The following is a 21372-nucleotide window of genomic DNA, read 5'->3' as shown; positions in this document are numbered from 1 at the left end:
TCACCCTTCCGCTTTTAATTCTAATAGTAAATCTCTTAGTTCAGCTGCACGCTCGAAGTCTAACGCTTTTGCTGCTTCTTTCATCTCTGCTTCCATCTTCGCAATTGTCTTTTCGCGCTCTTTTTTCGTCATTTTCTTAGCAGGAGTTGCTTCGTATGTTTCTGTCTCTTCAGCCGCTGTCGTTGCACGGATTACATCACGAACGCCTTTTTGAATCGTTTTCGGCGTGATACCATGCTCTTCATTGTAAGCTTCTTGTATAGTACGACGACGCTGCGTTTCTTCAATTGCAATTCCCATCGATCTCGTTATGCGATCTGCGTACATAATAACGCGGCCGTTTTCATTACGCGCCGCACGACCAATCGTTTGAATTAACGAACGTTCTGAACGCAAGAACCCTTCCTTATCAGCATCTAAAATCGCTACAAGTGATACTTCTGGAATATCTAATCCTTCTCGTAATAAGTTAATACCGACAAGTACATCAAACTTACCAAGGCGAAGGTCACGGATAATTTCAATACGTTCTAACGTTTTAATTTCAGAGTGAAGATAGTTCACTTTAATTCCTACATCTTTTAAGTAATCCGTTAAATCCTCTGACATTTTCTTCGTTAAAGTCGTAATTAGTACACGTTCATTTTTTGCAATACGATCTTGAATTTCTCCTAATAGATCGTCAATTTGACCTTCAATAGGTCGTATATCGATTGGTGGATCTAAAAGCCCTGTTGGACGAATAATTTGTTCTATTACTTCTGGTGACTGCTCTAACTCATACGGTCCCGGCGTTGCTGAAACGTAAATAACTTGATTTGTTTTTTCTTCAAACTCATCAAACATGAGCGGTCTATTATCTAGAGCCGATGGCAGACGGAATCCATGATCCACAAGCACTTGTTTACGTGCTTGGTCACCGTTATACATCGCTCTTACTTGTGGCACTGATACGTGCGATTCATCCATAACGATTAAGAAATCTTTCGGGAAATAATCTAATAACGTATACGGCGTTGCACCTGCTGGACGAAGTGTTAAATGACGGGAATAGTTTTCAATCCCTGAACAAAAGCCCATCTCGCGCATCATTTCTAAATCATAACGTGTACGTTGCTCTATACGCTGTGCTTCTAGCAACTTACCGTTATCATTTAATTCCTTTAAACGCTCTTCTAATTCTTTTTCGATATTTTCAATAGCGACCTTCATTTTCTCTTCACGTGTAACGAAGTGAGATGCTGGGAAGATTGCTACATGATCACGTTCTGCTAATACTTCACCTGTTAACGCATTTACTTCACGAATACGATCAATTTCATCGCCGAAAAATTCAATCCGAATACAATGCTCATCAAGTGATGCTGGGAAGATTTCAACTACATCTCCGCGCACACGGAATGTACCACGCTTGAAATCAATATCATTACGTCCATACTGTACATCAACAAGTTCACGAAGCAATTGATTGCGGTCCTTCTCCATACCAACTCGAAGTGACACAACTAACTCGCGGTATTCTTCAGGAGAACCTAAACCATATATACACGATACACTCGCAACGATAATTACATCGTCCCGTTCAAATAATGCAGACGTTGCCGAGTGACGCAATTTATCAATTTCATCATTAATCTGCGCGTCCTTTTCAATAAACGTATCTGTTTGTGGTACATACGCTTCTGGCTGATAATAATCGTAATAACTAACAAAATATTCAACTGCATTATTCGGGAAAAAGTCTTTTAGCTCACTATATAACTGACCTGCTAATGTTTTATTGTGAGCCATGACAAGTGTTGGCTTTTGCACTTCTTTAATGACATTTGAAATCGTAAATGTCTTACCCGTTCCTGTCGCTCCAAGCAACACTTGCTTTTTCTTTCCACTATTAATTCCCTCTACAAGCTTCTCTATAGCTACCGGCTGATCACCTTGCGGGGAATACGCTGAGACAATTTCAAATTGACGTTCCAAGAAAATCCGACCTCCTCATAAAAATCTGTATTATTATTTTACCACGAATACCTATAAAAAACCTAAAGAAACGAACAGATATTCGGTAAAGTTTTCGACAATATACACATAGAAAAAGGAAGGATTAAATACTTCCTTCCTCTACTAACTCTATTTTTTAGGTACATATACTAAGTCATATCCATTGCGCCCATTTTCATTCACACAGTCTATTAACCTATAAGCCGTTTGCGATTCACGCTGCTCTTTAACAATCCTTTTACAGCTATCTTTATATAACCTTTTATCCTCACCAGCAAATTTGTCTTGTCTACTATCTAACACATAAAGGATATCTTTCCCACTATGCTCTAACGTTTGAAAAACCGGGTCACCTTCATCGGTATACTGTACAATTCTTATTTCATCAACTTTCCCTTGTTCCACATTCCAAACGAACTGCTCGAATTTATCTAGATTGGAAATCCTGGTTCCCTTTACAATGACATCATTCTTCTTGTTAATTGTAGTGTTAGATGGTGCACATGCTACTAAACTAAAGAGAAATAGACATATAAAACTGATTCTTTTTCCTATTGTCATCCTCTCCTATAAAAATTATTTGTATACCCAAAAGCTACTTTCAACTATGAAAGTAGCTTTTCTTTTCCTTTCTCCTTCTTCGGAAAAATCACATATGAAAATGAAATCGCTGTATCAACTAAAAATATAATTGCCCACACTTGGCTCACGCGACTTGCAGCTTTATTTAAAACGATTCCCGATTCTAACCAATTACCCCATTGTTCAAACGAAATAAATCCATACGCAAAGAAAAAGAATATGTGCACACCAACGAATAAAACAAGATGTAATACCCAATTTTTTATTTCCTGCTTCGCATAGGCCATACCTGTTAATTCTACGTGCTCTTCCATAATTGGCGCTGGTTCATTACGCCATTTCGCAACTAGCTTTTGCGCAAATATATCCAGCTTCTTCAAATCCTTTTTCCCGTAGAAAACTGCATACAATAAAATAATTACAGTAATGATTTGAAAATTAGAGAACTTTCCTGTTTGATAATAGTCCACTACCCCTAATGTTAAAATAAACACTTCATTTACGAGGAGTACAATCCCCATAATAAAGCTCGCCTTTTTCAAACGGAATCCGTAACGGAGTAAAAAGAAACCGATAGCTGATAACCAAAATACAATTTCTGCCCCAATTAAAAAATACCAACGATATTCTGCGAGTATACTCATTTATCCTTCTCCTTTTCATCATAAATACGAAAAGCTTCATCCATATATATTAAAAGTTCTTCTTCAATTGGATACATGCTCATTTTCTGTGAATCTTCCTTCGATTTTCTAACTTCCCATAACTTATCTAAAAATGCTTCGTCACCATTAGCCATTTCTAAACACTTCTGCATTAATTTTTTCGTTGCCCCTTGTACCTCATCATTAGCAGCTTCTTTACCTTCCTTCATAAAAGTACGGAATTGCTTTAATAAATCTACCCATTCTAAAACATTCGGATCTTCTTCACTCATATTCGGCAAATTGTGAAGCAACTTTTGTTCTTCCTTTGAAAACACTTCATTTTGGAATATTTCACGTATACGAGGAGACTGTTTCGAAAGCTGAATAAGTTCAAACATAACTTTCCAATCAAGATCTCCCTCCACATCTACCGAATAAACAACAGCTTGTAAAACACGCTCCATTCGATTAAATTTCTTTTGTTCTTCCTGTACAAACCGAAGTTGTTTTTCAAGAGAATCCTTTAAGTTAAGCTCACCTTTTACTAACATATTCGCAGCCTCTTTTAATGAAAATCCCATTTCCTTTAAAAATAAAATTTGTTGCAGCCTTATTACGTCAACTTCACTATATAAACGATGCCCACCTTCTGTTTTTCCGCTCGGCTTTAACAAATCTATTTGATCGTAATAACGTAATGTACGTACTGTAACCCCTGTTTCTCTCGTCAATTCTTGTATTGAAATCACTACCATCACCTCTTCCCCTTCATTTTAAAAGATGACGTTACGTAACTTTCAAGTAATTTGTAAAAAAATACAAAAAGCTGTTTATACAAAGTGTATAAACAGCTTTTATGGAAATAACCCCTTTTGTATGGCGCGCCCACAAAATAAAATAAGTGCTCCAACAACAACACTCGTTGCCGTTTTATGATAATGGGCTAATACTAATAAATAATACGTTAAACCTACAGTACCAATCATAATACAAATACTTGGCACTGGATTACGAGAAAAGTTTTGCATTCCCCAAAGAAGCGCAAATATAGCTGTAGCGACACATAACACCGGTAATTCCATCCCAGTTCCCCTTTTTCTATCTATTATTCTTTGTTGCTAACACGCTCGTTGATGCCATACTTATTAATAAACCAAAACCAATCCTTATATATTTAAACGTTTAATCTAATTGAAATCTCTCAAACTTATCATTTATTTTCTTTCCCCCTTACTCCAGCGTAAAGATTCCCTCCACCTTCACTCCAAAATATTTGGCGATTTTTAAGGATAACTCTAGACTCGGGTTATAGTGATGGTTTTCAATCGCCACAATCGTCTGCCGCGTCACCTGCATCGCCTTTGCCATTTCAACTTGCGTTATATGATTTTGCTTTCTTAACTCTTTTATTTTATTTTTCACACCCATAGGCTCCACCTTCAAAAGTAAAGATATCTTTACTTAAATTATAAATATTTTCCAGTAACAAGTAAAGATATCCTTACAAATTTTAGAAAAACATTTCACTAAACATCTACTCTAACAAAGTACAAGAGTAGTTCAATTTATATCAGCGTTTTTTTAATATATCGACATCGATAGCACTATAAGCATAAGAAAGAAGCTGTCCCAAAATATCTTTTGGAACAGCTTCTTCGTCCTACTACATAAATCCTAACGCATATACAAGAACGTATCCAAGAATAGAAAGGCAAACCGAGCCGATCAGCCCCGCCACGAATGCTTTACTTCCTAACTTACGGAACGTTTTAAACTCTACATTTAAACCAAGCCCCGCCATCGCCATTGCAATCAGCATGTAAGCAATGACAACAATGTATCCCGCAACAACTTCTGGAATAATCCCAAGCGAATGCACTGCACTCATTGCTAAAAACCCGAAGATGAACCACGGAATTGGAAGTTCGCGCCATGATCTTTTTTCCTCGCTACCTTCACTCTTACCAAACCATAATCCGATTAAAATCGCTACTGGCACAAGCATTGCAACGCGCGTTAGCTTCACGATAACTGCGATATCTACAGCCGTGCTTCCTCCTGGCGCCGCAGCTGCGATGACATGAGCGATTTCGTGAAGCGTCGCACCTGAGAATACACCGTAACCGTATGGAGATAAACCAAGCACTGGATATAATAACGTATAAATAAGCGTAAATATAGTACCTAAAATTGCGATAATCGCTGCTCCAACTGCTGTTTCGTCATCTTTTGCTTTCACTTGCGGTGCAATTGCCACAACCGCGGCCGCGCCGCAAATTGCCGTACCGCATGCTGTTAAAATCCCAAGTTTCTTTTCTACTTTAAATACTTTCGTTAGTCCGTACACAACAAAAATAGTAAATGTAATAACAACCGCCGCGATGACCAATACTTTCGGCCCCGCCTTCGCAATATCAACAAGATTTAATCGCATTCCAAGTAAGATGATCCCAAAGCGCAGTAACTTCTTACTCGCAAAGTTCGTTCCTGCAATCGCATCATGAGGAACTCCAATTGCAGCGCGCCAAACCATCCCAATTAGAATAGCAATTACTAATTGTCCCATAATATTTAAAAATGGAAGCCCAGCTAAATATTTCGCGGCAATTGCGATTAATAATGTAATCCCAATTCCTTGCGAAAATCCAAAGCCCTTCTTCTTTTGTATAACAAGTGTTTGTTCCACCTTGTACCACCCCAATAATCGTATTGGAACATGCATGTTCTTTCTACTTACATTATAAGAGAGTTTCTATAATAAGTTTAATATCAATACCAAATCTCTATCATCAGAAATACTTATGATAAGATGATAGAAAAAGAAAGGAGCCCATTACATGAACGTAGACATTTTAAAAATATTTGTTACTGTCGTTGAACAGAAACACTTCTCACGTGCAGCAGAATTATTAAACCTTTCACAACCTGGCGTAAGTATGCATATACGCAACTTAGAAAACGAATTTGGCACTACTCTTATTCAGCGCTCCCCAAAGCACGTCCAAGTGACGGAGGCTGGAAACATACTATATATACATGCAAAGCAAATGCTCTCTCTTTACGAAGAAGCCAAACAAGAAATTAACGAATTACATAACGTTGTAACAGGAACTCTTCGCATCGGTGCTAGTTTCACAATTGGCGAATACTTACTTCCAAAAATACTGGCTAACTATGCGAATGAAAATCCACACGTCGAAGTTCATACCTTTATCTCAAATACAGAAGACGTTTTACAAAGTCTTCGCTCTAATCAAATCGATATCGGCTTAGTGGAAGGGCAAGTCGTATACGCCGACGTTGACGTTGAAACGTTTATGCAAGATGAAATGAAGCTCGTCGTCCCTCCAAATCATCCACTGCTCCGCACAAATGAAATAAATGAAAGTACACTCCAAGATCAAGTATGGGTATTAAGAGAAAGTGGTTCTGGTACACGCGCTTATAGTGACCGCTTTATTCATCAACACCATTTGAAAATGAAACGATTCTTTACATTTAGTAGTATCCAAAGCGTTAAGGAAGCAGTTAGTGCCGGACTTGGCATCGCTATACTTTCTGATTGGACTGTACGAAAAGAGCTACTGGCAAAAGAGCTATTCCACGTCGAAGTTCCAAATGAACAACTCATCCGTCCATTCTCCATCGTGCGCGGCAAATACTTCATCCCGTCTAAAGCCATTCAGGTGTTTTTAAATCATGTAGACTCTTTTGCGAAAAAACAGCATTGACCTTCACATTAGTGTGAAGGTTTACAATACATGTAAAAGGAGTGAAACACATTGCGAATTGGAGAATTATCAAAAGAAACTGGCGTTAGTGAAAGATCACTAAGACATTACGAAGAAAAGGGACTACTCCCTTCTAAGCGCCTCGCAAATGGCTACCGTGATTTTGATGAAAGTGCCATCGAAAAAGTGGAGCTTATTCAAATGTACTTACAAATTGGCTTAAATTTAGAAGAGACGGCAAGGATGCTGCGCTGCCTTGAAACTGAACCGCACCTGTACGACAATCCGTGCAGCAGTATCCTTACGCTTTACGAAGATAAACTCAATGAAGTAACAAAGCAAATCACATTACTTTCCAACATTCAAACGAATTTGCAAAAACACGTTTCACTCCTAAAACAAGCAAAAGAAAAGGGATGATTACATGTTTGTTATACATGGCAGTTCAAGAAAAAACGGAAATACGGAAGCTTTAACACATATGATGATTGATGGAATTGAAACAGAACAAATTTATTTACGTGATCACACAGTCTATCCTATTACAGATAAGCGTCATGATGCAGAAGGATTCCAACCTGTAAATGATGATTATGAGCAGTTAACGAAACGCATGTTAGAGCACGACACAATTATCTTTGCTACACCGCTATACTGGTACGGAATGAGCGGACATATGAAAAACTTCGTCGATCGTTGGTCACAAAGCTTGCGCGATACATCTCTTCATTTCAAAGAAAAAATGAAAGGCAAAAAAATGTATGTTGTCATCGTTGGCGGAGACAATCCAAAACTGAAAGCATTGCCGCTTATCGCTCAGTTTCAATACATCTTTGATTTTGTTGGTTCATCATTTGAAGGATATATTATTGGGGATGCGAATGGACTAGATGAAATCCAAAACGATGCTGAGGCGCTGGCAAAAGCACAATTGTATAATAATAAATTCAAAAATAGCGAACAGAAATAAGTTTGACAAACTAGTTAGACTTAGCAACGCAAGAAGAATTAGAAATTATGTTACAAGAATACCCTGGCACAATACTTTTCATTAGCCATGACCGTGCCTTTATTCGCTCTGTTGCAGACCATATTCTACAAGTAGATGAGAGTGAACCAAGAATATTCCATGGTAATTACGAGCAATACACAAAAAGAACAACCGGGGATTCTGTAAACGTTACTGAACAAGAATTATTACGATTACAAACAAAATTAACAGAAATCATCGGCCGAATTTCCATACCAAATCATCACGATGACATCACATCTCTCGAACAAGAATACGAAACATTATTAGTTCAAATCCGAAAATGTAAAGAAGCGCTCTAATGTCTTCCCTATATATCGACAAGGCCTTCCGCATTTCCCAAGAAATATTGGAACTTCGACACAGAATAGCATTAATAAAAGTGAAAAAACCGTGCATCAGCACGGCTTTTTCACTTTTATATACGGACAGCAGTCCCGCTCACCGCAACCATTAACATCCCTTCGCGAACTACTTCGTAATCCACGTCGATACCAACAATTGCATTCGCATTTTTTTGTCTTGCGAAAGTTTTCATTTCTTCCATTGCGATGTCGCGCGCTTCTTTTAATTTACTTTCATAAGCACCCGCGCGGCCGCCGACAACGTCACGAACAGAAGCGAAAAGGTCACGAACGATATTCGCGCCCATAATCGCTTCTCCATTGACGATATCGATGTACTCAATAATTTCTTTTCCTTGAATTGTAGACGTTGTTGTTACAATCATGCTTTATAGCCTCCCATATAAGATTTTCACTTACTTATGGTGCACTAATTCAGCAGAAATTATATTTATGAACTGAACTGAGCTTCGTATAATCGGCTGTATCCTCCGCCTTGCTCAATTAGTTCCTCATGCGAACCTTGTTCTGCAATACCATCTTTATTTACAACGACGATACGATCTGCATTTTTAATCGTTGCAAGCCTGTGAGCGATAACTAATGTTGTACGGCCGACAGATAGTTCTGCAAGCGATTTTTGAATCGCTAGTTCCGTCTCTGTATCTAATGCAGAAGTCGCTTCATCTAATATTAAAATTGGTGGGTTTTTCAAGAACATACGAGCAATCGCTAGACGCTGTTTCTGTCCACCAGAAAGTTTCACACCACGCTCACCGATAACGGTATCTAAACCGTCTGGTTGTGAGTGAATTAAGTCTTCTAACTGCGCACGTTTTACCGCCTGCCAAATTTCAGCTTCTGACGCCTTTAAATTTCCGTAAGCAATATTTTCACGAATCGTTCCTGAGAATAAGAACACATCTTGCTGCACAATTCCAATTTGTTTACGAAGTGAAGATAATGTCATATCTTTCGTATCAATACCATCAATTTGGATTGAACCAGACGATTGTTCATAAAAACGTGGGAGTAAACTACATAACGTTGTTTTTCCAGCTCCTGATGGTCCAACGAACGCAACCGTTTCACCTGCATGTATGTTCAAACTAATGTCATTTAAAATCGGTTCTTTATTTTCATATCCGAACGTAATGTTGTTATATTGAATATCACCATGTACATGTTTAACTTCCATCGCACCTTTAGAGTCTACAATATCTGGCTCTGTTTCAAGAAGCTCTACATATCTCTTAAAACCAGCGATCCCTTTCGGATAGCTTTCGATTACCGCATTAATTTTTTCAATTGGGCGGAAGAAAATATTCGTTAATAGAACGAATCCAATAAATCCACCGTACGTTAATTCACCTTGCAGAACAAACCATGTACCGCATATTAAGACGAAGAGTGTTACGAGACGCATGAGCATATAACTAATCGATGAATTTAATGCCATAATTTTATACGCCATTAATTTCGTTGTGCGGAAACGAGCGTTGTTAACAGCAAATTGCTCTTTCTCAAACTTTTCATTTCCGAATGCTTGTACTACGCGAATACCACCAACATTATTCTCAATACATGCATTGAAATCAGCAACGTCTGAGAATAAACGTCTAAATGTACCTGTCATTTTTTTGTTGAAGTAAAGTGCTAACCATAATAAGAATGGAATGACGAAGAACGTTAATAGCGCTAACTTCCAGTTGATCATCATCATAAATGAAAATGCCCCAACTAAAGTCATAATAGCGATAAATAAATCTTCTGGTCCATGGTGAGCAATTTCCCCAATTTCCATTAAGTCGTTTGTAAGACGTGAAATTAAATGACCTGTTTTATTATTGTCAAAAAATCTAAATGATAGCTTTTGAATATGATCAAATAATTTCTGCCTCATATCCGTTTCAATGTTAACACCAAGCATATGTCCCCAATATGTAACAACATATTGTAAGCCTGCATTTAATATATACACTGCAAGTAAACCGAAACAAGCCCATAAAATAAGCGTCCAGTTTTGTCCTGGCAATAACTTATCAATAAATTGATTTACGATAAGCGGGAAGCCAAGTTCTAGTAATCCTGCGACAACCGCACAAGAAAAGTCGAGTATAAATAAACCTTTATACGGTTTATAGTAAGAAAAAAATTTACGCAGCATATCTTACCTCCATTTTCCAAAATTAAAAAGACTCTCTAAATGATAACCATTATCAAATAATTATTCAAGTTATCCGTCTATGAAACTAAAAATAAGATTTTTGGTATTTGTCATTTTTTCCAGAGAGTCGATATATTCAAATAATCGCCGATATAAATTTCATTTACTAACTACCCTCCCCCAAAACAAAAAAGGTACCACCACAAGGTGATACCATTCCTTCTATTACATCGCTTCCGAATCCCACTCATGCTCCTGCTCAACGAATACAATACCTAATTCGTGATGTCCACCAGCATATAATGCAGTTTGTGCAAGACGAAGCTCACCATTTGTATCTAATACTTCTAATTTACAAAATGCTCCTGTCGTCTTCGTTTGAAGCGCATCATAAAATTCCTCGGCGCTTTTTGGAATGACTCCATTTACTTTCGTAATAATTTCTCCAGGTAGTAATTTTAGCTCTGCTCCAATTGTATTTGGGATTGTATCTAGTACAACGAGCCCATCATTGCGTGCAGCAAAATACGCTGGTCTTGTTTCATCAGTAATTTTCTCTTGCATCGAAATTGTGAAACGCCCAAGCATTGCGACTCCCATCGCGATAATTGCAAGTACATGCCACCAGTAACTTGCGATTCCTAAAACGAGCACAAGTCCTGCTAACCCATAAACACGTCTTCCTGTAAATAATAAAGCTTCCGTCGGCTCATAACTTTTAATCTTTCTCATAAATCCAATTAAAAATGGAACGAGAAATAGAGAATATGTATTTGAACCTATTGAAACGACAGGCCACCATGAAATAAACTGCGTTACCGCATCACCCGGTACAAGAATAAAAATAGGAACGATCCATAAACGCTTTGATTCGTGTAAACCAATCTTTAATCCACGCTTCCCCTTCCTAATCTTCGGTGTAGAATATCCTACTGCGTTTTTAGAAATCAATAAGCCTTCTACAATAAGCATAACGCCTAGCAAAATAGCAAGGGATACAATGGTATTCTCTTCACCTTCTCGAAGCTGTAAGAAGGAAACTGGTAGCTTAGAAGATAATAGAACACATACAATCGCAATGCTAAATGTATAAGCCGCTGATAAATATCGATACATAGCCGTTAATCCAAATAGTAATGTCCAAATTAAAATGGCCCATAAGCTTGCTTTAGAAACAACAAGTCCAAGCCCAATCGTAATAGTAGATACTACTAATCCGTATCCAATCCCTGCAAATAGAGAGGTTCGCAGTTCAAACCAAATATCATAAACTTTAAAAGAAAAATCTTTTCGTTCTCTTAACATACGTAAGTATCCAACGAAGATACTACTTATTACAAATATATAGACAGCAGGGTGTAAGAAAAAACGTCCAACTGCCCGCATTATTTCAAAAATCCACGACTCCACGAACTCATTCACCACCATTTATATCATTCTTTCTTTTTATATTATCATAACTAAACAAACGTTTGTTTAACACAAAAAAATACAGGCAGCAAACTGCCTGTATTTCTTCTTATTTTGCCATTAATTTTAATGCTGACTGTAATTGTAGATCATTTTCTCCAGAACGGATTTTTTCGATAATTTTAGTTTGAATCGCTTCAGCTGTCTTTTTATCAAGCTGTCCTGTCGCTTCCATTTCATTCGCATTTTGGAATGCTTTCAGCGCTGATTCTGTCTCTTTACTAAAGTATCCATCTTCACGACCTGGTACATATCCTAAGCTCTTAAGCATTTCTTGAGCATGTTTTACTTGTACATCATTTGAATTGTATGAAAGTGTTTTTTCAATTTGAATTGGTGTCGCATGATAATAATTTGGTTGCTTCACTTCTACTGTTGGCGCGATTCCTTTTTTATGAATCCAGTTCCCATCCGGTGTTAACCATTTAAACATCGTTAATTTAATGTTGCTGCCGTCTTTAAATGGAACAGCTTGCTGGACAGTACCTTTACCAAATGTCTTTTCACCAATTAAATCGTATCCTTCTCCTTCTTTCAGTGCACCAGCTAAAATCTCTGAAGCAGAAGCACTTCCATTATCAATTAATACTGAAATTGGATATGGTTTTCTCTCTTTCAGTTCCGTAGAGAATTTCTTCTTCTCACCATTTCGCTGCTCTACTTGTAGCATCGGCTTTTTATTCGTCATAATTTCTCCCAGTATATCTTCTACACTATTTAAATAGCCACCAGGATTACCACGCACGTCAATAACTAAGCCTTTTATATTTTTCTTCTCTAACTCTTTTAACTGATCCTTAAATTCCTTCGCTGTATTTTCAGCAAAAGAAGTGATTTGCATATAACCGATATCTCTTCCGCTCTCTTGCTTCACAGAACTAAACACTGTAAAGATCGGAATTTTTTCACGCTTAATTTTAAATACAATCGGATCAGTTACTCCCGCACGTTTAATTTCAATTGCGACAGTCGTTCCTTTTTTACCACGGATCTTTAATACTGCTTCTTCACGTGATAAGTCTTTCACACTGTTTCCATCTACAGATAAAATTTGGTCATTCGGTTTAATTCCTATCTTTTCTGCTGGTGAACCTTTAATTGGCGATACGATAATAAGCTTATCGTCCGTTTTGTTCACCTCAGCCCCAATCCCCTCTAATTCAGGATCAAGCGATTCACTAAACTGTTTGGCTGTTTCTTTATCCATATACGTGGAATAAGGGTCCTTCAGCGTAGACAACATGCCTTGTATTGCACCTTCAACTAACTTTTCATCTTTCACGTCTTCCACATAACGTGAATCAATTAGTGCATACGCCTCATTAATTTTTGCCAAATTCCCTTGCGCAGTGCTAGCATTCCCACTCGAAATTGTTTGCGTTACTTCTGCTGGGTTAACCCCAAATACAGACATGCCTGCAAACATTCCGCCAGCACCAATTAAAAATGCAACAACCATTCCAATAATTGCAACTCTACGTTTCAATGCGGAATTCCCCTTTCCAAAACACACAGGTGGTGTAGCAAAAGGCATCACACAGTGTGTGATGCCTTTACCTATTTCTACTATATGATAAGCTTGTACGAATTATGTTTGCAACTTTTTATACTTTTAAGAAACGACGAATTGACATTACACTTCCCCACATACCGATTAACGCACCGATTAACACTAGTAAACCAGCTAATTGGAATACGAAAGGACTGTATGGTAGAAGCTCGAAAATTGTTCCGCCAAGTTTTTCGTTAAACACACCTTGCAACGAATTATACGTAACTAGAATTAAGCCAATTGGAATAATTGATCCTAATACTCCTAAGAATAACCCCTCTAGCAAGAATGGCCAACGAATGAACCAGTTTGTTGCACCAACAAGTTTCATAATTTCAATTTCTGTACTACGAGCATAAATTGTAATTTTAATTGTGTTAGAGATTAAGAACATTGCTGTGAATAAAAGACCAGCAATTAACGCAATCCCAATGTTACGACCAGTTTTTACAGTATCAAATAATCGTTCAACTTGCCCTTTTCCGTACTGAACATTACTGACAAACTGCATTTTTTCAACCTTCTTCGCGATTGTCGCTGTATCTGTTGGTTCTTTTGCTTTTACAACGAATACGTTTTTAAGTGGGTTATCTTGTTCAAATAACTCAAACGTTTTTCCGCTATCACCTAAGCTTTTAATTAAACGTTTTAACTCTTCTTCTTTAGAAGAATATTTAATAGAATCTACTTTTGCAATCTTACTCATATCTTCTTCTAATTTCTTTTGATCAGCTTCTTTCGCAGCTGGATCAATGTGTACACGAATCTCTACATCTTGCTCTACTTTCGTCGCAAAATGGTTCATATTCATAATCGCTGTTAAAAAGACACCTACAAGTAATAATGTAACTGTTACTGCACTAACAGAAGCAAATGTCATCCATCCGTTACGTGATAGATTCTTTACACCTTCTCGCAAATGTCGACTAAGGGTCTTAGCCTTCATATCCGTATCCTCCCTCAATCTCGTCTCGAACAATTTTTCCGCCTTCAATCGCGATTACACGATGACGGATTGTATTTACGATATCTGCATTATGCGTCGCCATAACAATTGTTGTACCACGCTCATTAATGCGAGTAAAAATCTTCATAATATCAAGAGCTGTTTCAATATCTAAGTTACCTGTTGGCTCATCGGCAATTACAACCTTTGGTCGATTTACAATCGCTCTTGCAATCGCAACACGTTGTTGCTCTCCACCTGAAAGTTCACTTGGAATTGCATCTGCACGATCTTCAAGACCTACAAGACCTAAAACCTCTGTTACACGCTCACGAATTGCATCTGGTTCTTCTTCAATTACTTCTAAAGCAAACGAAACATTCTCATATACCGTTAATTTAGGTAGTAATTTAAAATCTTGGAAAATTACGCCTAATTGACGACGAAAATATGGAACATCTCTTTCTGCCAATGTTTCAATAACAAGTCCATTTACATTAATTGATCCTGTAGATGGCTTCTCTTCACGATACATCATTTTAATAAATGTAGATTTTCCGGCTCCACTCGGTCCAACTACGTATACGAACTCACCTTGTTTAATGTTAACTGTAAGACCAGCAATGGCTTTCATACCATTCGGGTACTCCTTATAAACATTCGTCATTTTTATCATTATTTATCACCCAATACTTAATGATTTTTTTCGAAATACTTTTCTGTACATCTGAAAATAAAAGACATCCTTCATTTTCACTTAGTCATCCTTGTTGAAGGTAGTTTACTTATGCTTTCTCATAAGCAATACCACTCTATGTAATATATTTCAGCAAAATTCTACAAACCCCATTGTAACATCAAACGGTTTCCAGTTCGGATACATTTTTGTTACAGTTATGTTACATAAATGAAAAGGAAAACGAGTTGACCTATATTATCAACTCGTCCAGTTCACCTTTTTTATTTATGTTCAGCTAACCATTCAGATACTTTTTTCGCATCTTCACCTTGAATAAGTCCTGGTGACATTGAACCGCGGCCTTTTTTAATAATCTCTTCGATATCTGCAGCGTCGTACTTACCGCCTACTTTTCTTAAATCAGGTCCAGTTGCCCCTGATAAATCTGTCGCGTGACATCCAGCACAACTTCTTTGGAAAATTTGTTCTGCGCTGTCTGTGCTTGCAGACTGTTTCGAAGACTTACTCTCTTCTTTATTTCCGCATGCTCCTAAAGCAAAAACAACCGATGTCCCTAGCGCAATAGCCAACAATTTCTTTTTCACTTCTATCGCTCCCCATTGTTGATATTCTTTTTATTCCTAACACACTCATTTTCATTATAAGCATTATCTTTATATAGAAAAACTAAGGTGTATTTCATATTCCTCAAAAATACAGTGAGAACCTTGATAAAATAAAGCTTTCATAAGTTGTTTCAATTCTGTGAACAGCTTAAAAAACTTCTATAAAGAATCCTTTTTAAAAGGAAAATTAGAAATGTTCTATATAAATCTTTACCCTATTATCGCTCTATTTTACTATTCTCTACTTTTTACAAAACAATATACACCATTGTAATCTACATATAATCCCATCAAAAAGAGAAGTTGTCGTTTCCAACTTCTCTTCCTCTTTACTTCATCTATAAAAATAAAATCAAATTCTTTATATCCTCTATATCCTCAGCGTGGGCCAACAATTTAGTTGGCTTTTTTTCACTTATTAGATGCGAGAACGTAAGTAGGCATCAATAAATGGATCAATCTCTCCATCCATAACTGCTTGTACGTTACCAACCTCCGTATTTGTACGGTGGTCTTTTACAAGAGAATACGGGTGGAATACGTAAGAACGGATTTGGCTACCCCATCCGATTTCTTTTTGTTCCCCGCGGATTTCATCTAATTGTGCCTGTTGTTCTTCTAGTTTCTTTTGATATAATTTCGCTTTTAACATCTTCATCGCATGCTCACGGTTTTTAATTTGAGAACGTTCCGACTGACACGTTACAACTGTATTTGTCGGTGTATGTGTAATACGAACTGCTGAATCTGTCGTATTAACGTGCTGCCCACCCGCTCCACTTGCGCGGTACGTATCAATTTTTAAATCTTCTGTACGTACTTCAATTTCAACTTCATCATTGAACTCTGGTACAACTTCACAAGATACGAACGACGTATGACGACGACCTGAAGAATCAAATGGTGAAATACGTACAAGACGATGTACACCTTTCTCTGCTTTTAAGTAACCGTAAGCGTTATGACCTTTAATTAATAAAGTTACACTCTTAATACCAGCTTCATCACCTGGTAAATAGTCAACCGTTTCTACTTTAAATCCACGTTTTTCAGCCCAACGTGTATACATACGTAATAACATAGAACCCCAGTCTTGTGACTCAGTTCCACCTGCACCTGGATGTAATTCTAAAATTGCATTATTTTTATCATAAGGATCACTTAATAGTAACTGAAGCTCATACTCATTCATTTCTTGAATTAAGCCTTTTACTTCTGACTCTAATTCCTCATGTAAATCTTCATCGTATTCTTCTTTTAAAAGCTCATGCGTTACTTCTAAATTTTCGAACGTTTCATCTAATTGACGGAAACTTCCAACCATATCTTTTAACGCATTCGCTTCATTAATTACAGCTTGCGCGCCTTGTTGGTCATCCCAAAATCCTGCGCTCATCATTTTTTCTTCTAATTCTGCAATTTGTTTCTCCTTAGTAGGAAGGTCAAAGAGACCCCCTAAAAGCCGCTAATCGCTTAGCCATTTTCTCTAATTCCTGTCTAATTTCTACTAATTCCATTTCCTTCACCTCTATGTAATTGCTGTTACTTTCGTATGAAAACAAGGGAAACTCTCTCCACTTATTACGGAGAGAGTTTAACCCTTCTTAATTATACATTTTTGATATAAAAGTTTGCAAAACAGCCAAAGCTACCGCCCTATATTACTGAACAATACCACAGCAGTTTTTATATTTTTTACCGCTACCACATTTACATAAATCGTTGCGGCCCACTTGGTCACCTTTTACAACTGGCTTTTTCTTCGCTTCTTCGCCGTCGCTAGATGGATGAACAGCTTCACCTTGAACAACTTCTTGACGTTCTAAGTTTTGTTCAATTTCAGCTTTCATAATGTAACGAGAAATTTCCTCTTCAATAGAAGCAACCATTGACTCGAACATCGCAAATCCTTCCATTTGGTACTCACGAAGTGGATCAATTTGACCGTAAGCACGTAAATGAATACCTTCACGAAGGTGATCCATCGCATCAATATGCTCCGTCCATTTTGTATCTACAACGCGGAATACAACAACTTTCTCAAACTCACGCATTTGCTCTTCTGGCATAAGCTTTTCTTTGTCATTGTAACGCTCTATTAATTTCGCGATAATCGGTTCGCTCATTTCCTCAGGAGCAAGGCGACGTAATTCTTCTTCTTTTACGTCTCCTTCTTGAAGAAGGTTTGTATTTAAGTAGTCAACAAGACCTTTAATGTTCCAATCTTCTTCAATTTCCTCTTGTGTGTGAAGCGCAACAGCACGTTCTACTGTAGATTTCATCATACCTTCAATAATGCCACGTAAGTTTTCCGATTCCATTACTTCTTGACGCTGCTTATAAATCACTTCACGTTGCTGACGAAGTACATCATCGTATTGTAATAACTGCTTACGTGCATCATAGTTATTTCCTTCAACACGTTTTTGTGCAGACTCTACCGCTCGAGAAACCATTTTACTTTCAATTGGCTGGGAATCATCCATACCAAGACGATCCATCATTGCTTTCATATTATCTGAACCAAATCGGCGCATTAATTCATCTTCCATCGATAAGTAGAACTGCGTCACACCAGGATCCCCTTGACGACCAGCACGACCACGTAACTGATTATCAATACGACGGCTTTCATGACGTTCTGTACCGATAACTGCTAGACCGAAGATTTTCACATCATCTCCAAGCTTAATATCTGTACCACGACCAGCCATATTCGTCGCAATCGTTACAGCACCTTTCATACCAGCTTCCGCAATAATATCTGCTTCACGTGCATGGTTTTTCGCATTTAAAATGTTATGACGTACACCTTTACGCGTTAACATTTTTGAAATAAGCTCTGAAGTTTCAATTGCAACTGTACCTACAAGAACAGGTTGCCCTTGTTTATGACGATTTACAATATCCTCAACAACAGCATTGAACTTACCTTCCATTGATTTAAAGATTAAATCAGCACGATCATCACGAATAATCGGTTTGTTTGTTGGAATTACAATAACGTTCATATTGTAAATGTTACGGAATTCCTCTTCCTCTGTTTTCGCTGTACCAGTCATACCAGATAATTTTTCATACATACGGAAGTAGTTCTGGAATGTAATTGTCGCAAGTGTCATACTTTCATTTTGAATTTCTACACCTTCTTTTGCTTCAATTGCTTGGTGTAATCCTTCGCTATAACGACGACCTTTCATAAGACGACCAGTGAATTGGTCTACAATTACGATTTCGCCTTCTTGTACAACATAATCTGTATCACGGTGCATAACAACGTGTGCACGAAGCCCCTGATTAATATGGTGAAGAAGTGCTACATGTTTTAAATCGAATAAGTTTTCAATATGGAAAGCTTTCTCTGCTTTCGTAATACCATCTTCTGTTAACATTACATTTTTCGTTTTCACATCAAATGAATACTCTTTTTCATTTTCTAACGTACGAACGAATGCATTTGCAAACATGTATAGCTCTGTTGATTTTTGAGCTTGTCCCGAAATAATAAGCGGCGTACGTGCTTCATCGACTAAAATAGAATCGACTTCATCGATAATAGCAAAATGAAGTGGACGTTGAACGCACTGCTCTTTATATAAAACCATGTTGTCACGTAAGTAATCGAATCCAAGCTCATTATTTGTGCTATACGTAATATCAGCAGCATAAGCCTCTTGTTTCTCTTCGCGTGACATACTATTTAAGTTAATTCCTACCGTTAAGCCAAGGAACTCATGAAGTTGTCCCATTTCGTTCGCATCACGTTGTGCTAAGTATTCATTGACTGTAACAACGTGAACACCTTTTCCTGTTAAAGCATTTAAATATACAGGTAATGTAGATGTTAACGTTTTACCTTCACCCGTTTTCATCTCAGAAATATTCCCTTCATGTAAGGCAATACCACCCATTAACTGTACGCCATATGGACGCATTCCAAGAACACGAGTTGCCGCCTCGCGAACAACTGCAAAAGCTTCAGGTAGTAGATCATCTACTGTTTCACCTTTTGTTAGACGTTCTTTAAATTCAAGCGTCTTTCCTTTTAATTGTTCATCAGTTAGTGGCTTAATAGATGACTCTAATGCATCAATTTGCTCAACTGTCTTTTGCATACGTTTAATTTGGCGTTGGTTTACATCAAACACCTTTTTTAAAATACCGATCATAGGAAATACGCTCCTCTTTTATTAAAATAAAACTTCCGATTGTTTTTCTTTTTCTCTATTACAATCAGTCGTTGTAAAAATCAAATGTATGTTATGCCAATTTTTCTCCTAATTAAAAAACTAAAATGTATATACCTAATGATAATTGTAACACTTGTCTTATAACTATGACAACAATCGGCCGAATGTCTCGTTCTAAATTAAGAAAAGTTTTTTAAAAATCTATTTTCAGCAAAAAAAGCGCAGCCATTTCGGCTGCGCTTTCGAATTATTATTTAGTTTCGATTAAACCGTATTTCCCATCTTTACGGCCGTATACAACATTAGTTTCATTTGTATCAGCATTTGTGAAGACGAAGAAATTATGTCCTAGCATATCCATTTGTAGAATCGCTTCTTCAACGTCCATCGGTTTTAAATCGAATCGTTTTGTACGTACAAGTTCTAATTCATCCTCTTCTACCTCATCCATAACAGCTACTGCTTCTGGAAGGATAAAGTTTGTTTTCATAGAACCTTTCTCACGTAACTTACGATTTACTTTTGTTTTATGTTTACGAATTTGTCGCTCAATTTTATCAACTACTAAATCGATAGCAGCGTACATATCGCTATTAGTTTCTTCTGCACGAAGTAATAAATCAGTAAATGGTATTGTTACCTCGACACGTTGCTTGTCAGAGTATACTTTTAAATTAACTTTAATCTCTGGGAATGTATCAAAATAACGTTCTAACTTACTTAGTTTTTTCTCTACATATTCCTTTAATGCTGGAGTTACTTCAATATTTTCACCACGAATGTTGAATTTCATAGATGAATTCCTCCTTTCAAGCCTATGTACTATAATTTCGACACTGGCTTAAAAACTCCTTCTAACTTTTTTAAAAAAATTAGTGGAATTGCGATTTTTTTATCGTTTTTTGTTGAAATGAAAAGATGCATCGTTTCTATCTTTATTTTATCCTATTAACATCGTGAATAACGAATATAAGTGTGGCCAATTCGTTACAGAAAAGAAACAACTTTTTGACAACTTACCCTATAACAAAAAACCCCTTGCGAAAAACAAGAGGTTCTACCATATATATAACGTTGCCACAAATGCAGCTTTCTCTTCCCAAAAACAATATTCCTACAGTTTTACAACATTAGCTGCTTGTGGTCCACGTGCTCCATCTACAATGTCAAACTCTACTTGTTGCCCTTCTTCTAATGACTTATACCCATCTTGTTGAATAGCAGAAAAATGGACAAATACATCGTCACCATCTTCGCGCTCAATAAATCCAAATCCCTTTTCTGCATTGAACCATTTCACTCGTCCTTGCATGTTCATTCCATTCCCTTCACTCTAAAAATCAGGGCATTCGCCCCATATTTTGACTATAACGAATGACAACATATGAAGTCAAAGAAGACTTATCGCCT

The 21372-nt window shown here is 37.2% G+C and carries 22 protein-coding genes; 4 read left to right on the top strand and 18 right to left on the bottom strand.

Annotated features, from left to right (window positions below):
* The 7 genes from uvrB to MR167_RS07595 form a co-directional block, all read right to left on the bottom strand.
* The gene (gene uvrB, locus MR167_RS07625) at nt 1-1977 is read right to left on the bottom strand and encodes an excinuclease ABC subunit B (protein ID WP_017763744.1); all 1977 of its coding nucleotides are present in this window, start codon (nt 1975-1977) and stop codon (nt 1-3) included.
* A gap of 150 nt (nt 1978-2127) precedes the next feature.
* The gene (locus tag MR167_RS07620; protein WP_000151993.1) at nt 2128-2559 is read right to left on the bottom strand and encodes a DUF4362 domain-containing protein; all 432 of its coding nucleotides are present in this window, start codon (nt 2557-2559) and stop codon (nt 2128-2130) included.
* Nucleotides 2560-2603: 44 nt separating this feature from the next.
* Nucleotides 2604-3224, bottom strand: coding sequence for a hypothetical protein (locus tag MR167_RS07615; RefSeq protein WP_000025208.1), 621 nt, complete (start codon nt 3222-3224; stop codon nt 2604-2606).
* Nucleotides 3221-3982 carry a MerR family transcriptional regulator gene (locus MR167_RS07610; protein WP_000260349.1) on the bottom strand — a complete coding sequence of 254 codons (762 nt, stop codon included), beginning with the start codon at nt 3980-3982 and terminating at the stop codon, nt 3221-3223. Before MR167_RS07610 ends, MR167_RS07615 begins: the two co-directional genes overlap by 4 nt.
* 99 nt (nt 3983-4081) lie before the next feature.
* Nucleotides 4082-4309 (bottom strand): hypothetical protein, encoded by a 228-nt coding sequence (locus tag MR167_RS07605; protein WP_000422656.1) that lies wholly within the window; start codon nt 4307-4309, stop codon nt 4082-4084.
* A gap of 148 nt (nt 4310-4457) precedes the next feature.
* Nucleotides 4458-4655, bottom strand: coding sequence for a helix-turn-helix transcriptional regulator (locus MR167_RS07600; RefSeq protein WP_000538366.1), 198 nt, complete (start codon nt 4653-4655; stop codon nt 4458-4460).
* Nucleotides 4656-4890: 235 nt separating this feature from the next.
* Complete coding sequence (locus MR167_RS07595) at nt 4891-5913, bottom strand: YeiH family protein (RefSeq protein WP_242314293.1); 1023 nt, start codon at nt 5911-5913, stop codon at nt 4891-4893.
* Nucleotides 5914-6064: 151 nt separating this feature from the next.
* On the opposite strand from MR167_RS07595, the gene MR167_RS07590 reads away from it, so the two are divergent.
* The 4 genes from MR167_RS07590 to MR167_RS07575 are packed head-to-tail and all read left to right on the top strand — an operon-like array spanning nt 6065 to nt 8290.
* Nucleotides 6065-6958 (top strand): LysR family transcriptional regulator, encoded by an 894-nt coding sequence (locus tag MR167_RS07590; RefSeq protein WP_001100016.1) that lies wholly within the window; start codon nt 6065-6067, stop codon nt 6956-6958.
* Between the two features lie 51 nt (nt 6959-7009).
* Entirely contained in the window at nt 7010-7378 is a 369-nt protein-coding gene (locus tag MR167_RS07585; protein ID WP_001219206.1) for a MerR family transcriptional regulator, read from the top strand.
* A 4-nt stretch (nt 7379-7382) separates the two neighbouring features.
* Complete coding sequence (locus MR167_RS07580; RefSeq protein WP_000497589.1) at nt 7383-7928, top strand: flavodoxin family protein; 546 nt, start codon at nt 7383-7385, stop codon at nt 7926-7928.
* Nucleotides 7929-7975: 47 nt separating this feature from the next.
* Nucleotides 7976-8290, top strand: a complete 315-nt coding sequence (locus MR167_RS07575; protein ID WP_481746699.1) for a macrolide transporter — start codon at nt 7976-7978, stop codon at nt 8288-8290.
* Between the two features lie 116 nt (nt 8291-8406).
* On the opposite strand, the gene MR167_RS07570 is transcribed toward MR167_RS07575, so the two are convergent.
* The 11 genes from MR167_RS07570 to cspC all read right to left on the bottom strand — a co-directional run bounded on the left by MR167_RS07570 (nt 8407) and on the right by cspC (nt 21274).
* The gene (locus MR167_RS07570; RefSeq protein ID WP_000637523.1) at nt 8407-8718 is read right to left on the bottom strand and encodes a heavy metal-binding domain-containing protein; all 312 of its coding nucleotides are present in this window, start codon (nt 8716-8718) and stop codon (nt 8407-8409) included.
* 65 nt (nt 8719-8783) lie between these two features.
* Nucleotides 8784-10499 carry an ABC transporter ATP-binding protein gene (locus MR167_RS07565; protein WP_044783069.1) on the bottom strand — a complete coding sequence of 572 codons (1716 nt, stop codon included), beginning with the start codon at nt 10497-10499 and terminating at the stop codon, nt 8784-8786.
* Between the two features lie 225 nt (nt 10500-10724).
* Nucleotides 10725-11927, bottom strand: a complete 1203-nt coding sequence (locus MR167_RS07560; RefSeq protein ID WP_242314291.1) for a PDZ domain-containing protein — start codon at nt 11925-11927, stop codon at nt 10725-10727.
* A gap of 91 nt (nt 11928-12018) precedes the next feature.
* Nucleotides 12019-13455 (bottom strand): S41 family peptidase, encoded by a 1437-nt coding sequence (locus tag MR167_RS07555; RefSeq protein ID WP_000830306.1) that lies wholly within the window; start codon nt 13453-13455, stop codon nt 12019-12021.
* A gap of 118 nt (nt 13456-13573) precedes the next feature.
* Nucleotides 13574-14467, bottom strand: a complete 894-nt coding sequence (gene ftsX, locus MR167_RS07550) for a permease-like cell division protein FtsX (RefSeq protein WP_000645028.1) — start codon at nt 14465-14467, stop codon at nt 13574-13576.
* Entirely contained in the window at nt 14457-15143 is a 687-nt protein-coding gene (gene ftsE / locus MR167_RS07545) for a cell division ATP-binding protein FtsE (protein WP_000594331.1), read from the bottom strand. Before ftsE ends, ftsX begins: the two co-directional genes overlap by 11 nt.
* A gap of 284 nt (nt 15144-15427) precedes the next feature.
* The gene (gene cccB, locus MR167_RS07540) at nt 15428-15751 is read right to left on the bottom strand and encodes a cytochrome c551 (RefSeq protein WP_000727971.1); all 324 of its coding nucleotides are present in this window, start codon (nt 15749-15751) and stop codon (nt 15428-15430) included.
* Nucleotides 15752-16190: 439 nt separating this feature from the next.
* Nucleotides 16191-17289, bottom strand: a protein-coding gene (gene prfB / locus MR167_RS07535) for a peptide chain release factor 2 (protein WP_097807990.1) whose coding sequence is annotated in 2 segments (ribosomal slippage) — nt 16191-17216 and nt 17218-17289 — 1098 coding nt in all. Because the reading frame shifts where the segments join, the coding sequence is not laid out codon by codon here.
* A gap of 144 nt (nt 17290-17433) precedes the next feature.
* Nucleotides 17434-19941, bottom strand: coding sequence for a preprotein translocase subunit SecA (gene secA / locus MR167_RS07530; RefSeq protein ID WP_000579374.1), 2508 nt, complete (start codon nt 19939-19941; stop codon nt 17434-17436).
* A 271-nt stretch (nt 19942-20212) separates the two neighbouring features.
* The gene (hpf, locus tag MR167_RS07525) at nt 20213-20755 is read right to left on the bottom strand and encodes a ribosome hibernation-promoting factor, HPF/YfiA family (protein WP_000671187.1); all 543 of its coding nucleotides are present in this window, start codon (nt 20753-20755) and stop codon (nt 20213-20215) included.
* A gap of 321 nt (nt 20756-21076) precedes the next feature.
* A complete protein-coding gene (gene cspC / locus MR167_RS07520; RefSeq protein ID WP_001990088.1) occupies nt 21077-21274 on the bottom strand; it encodes a cold shock protein CspC in 198 nt (65 codons plus the stop codon).
* Nucleotides 21275-21372: the final 98 nt, after the last annotated feature.

Source organism: Bacillus cereus group sp. BfR-BA-01355 (assembly GCF_022663675.1).
GTDB classification, from domain to species: Bacteria; Bacillota; Bacilli; order Bacillales; family Bacillaceae_G; genus Bacillus_A; species Bacillus_A thuringiensis_S.
The sequence above is the reverse complement of the archived record's forward strand: the minus strand, read 5'-3'. Positions and strand labels throughout refer to the sequence as shown.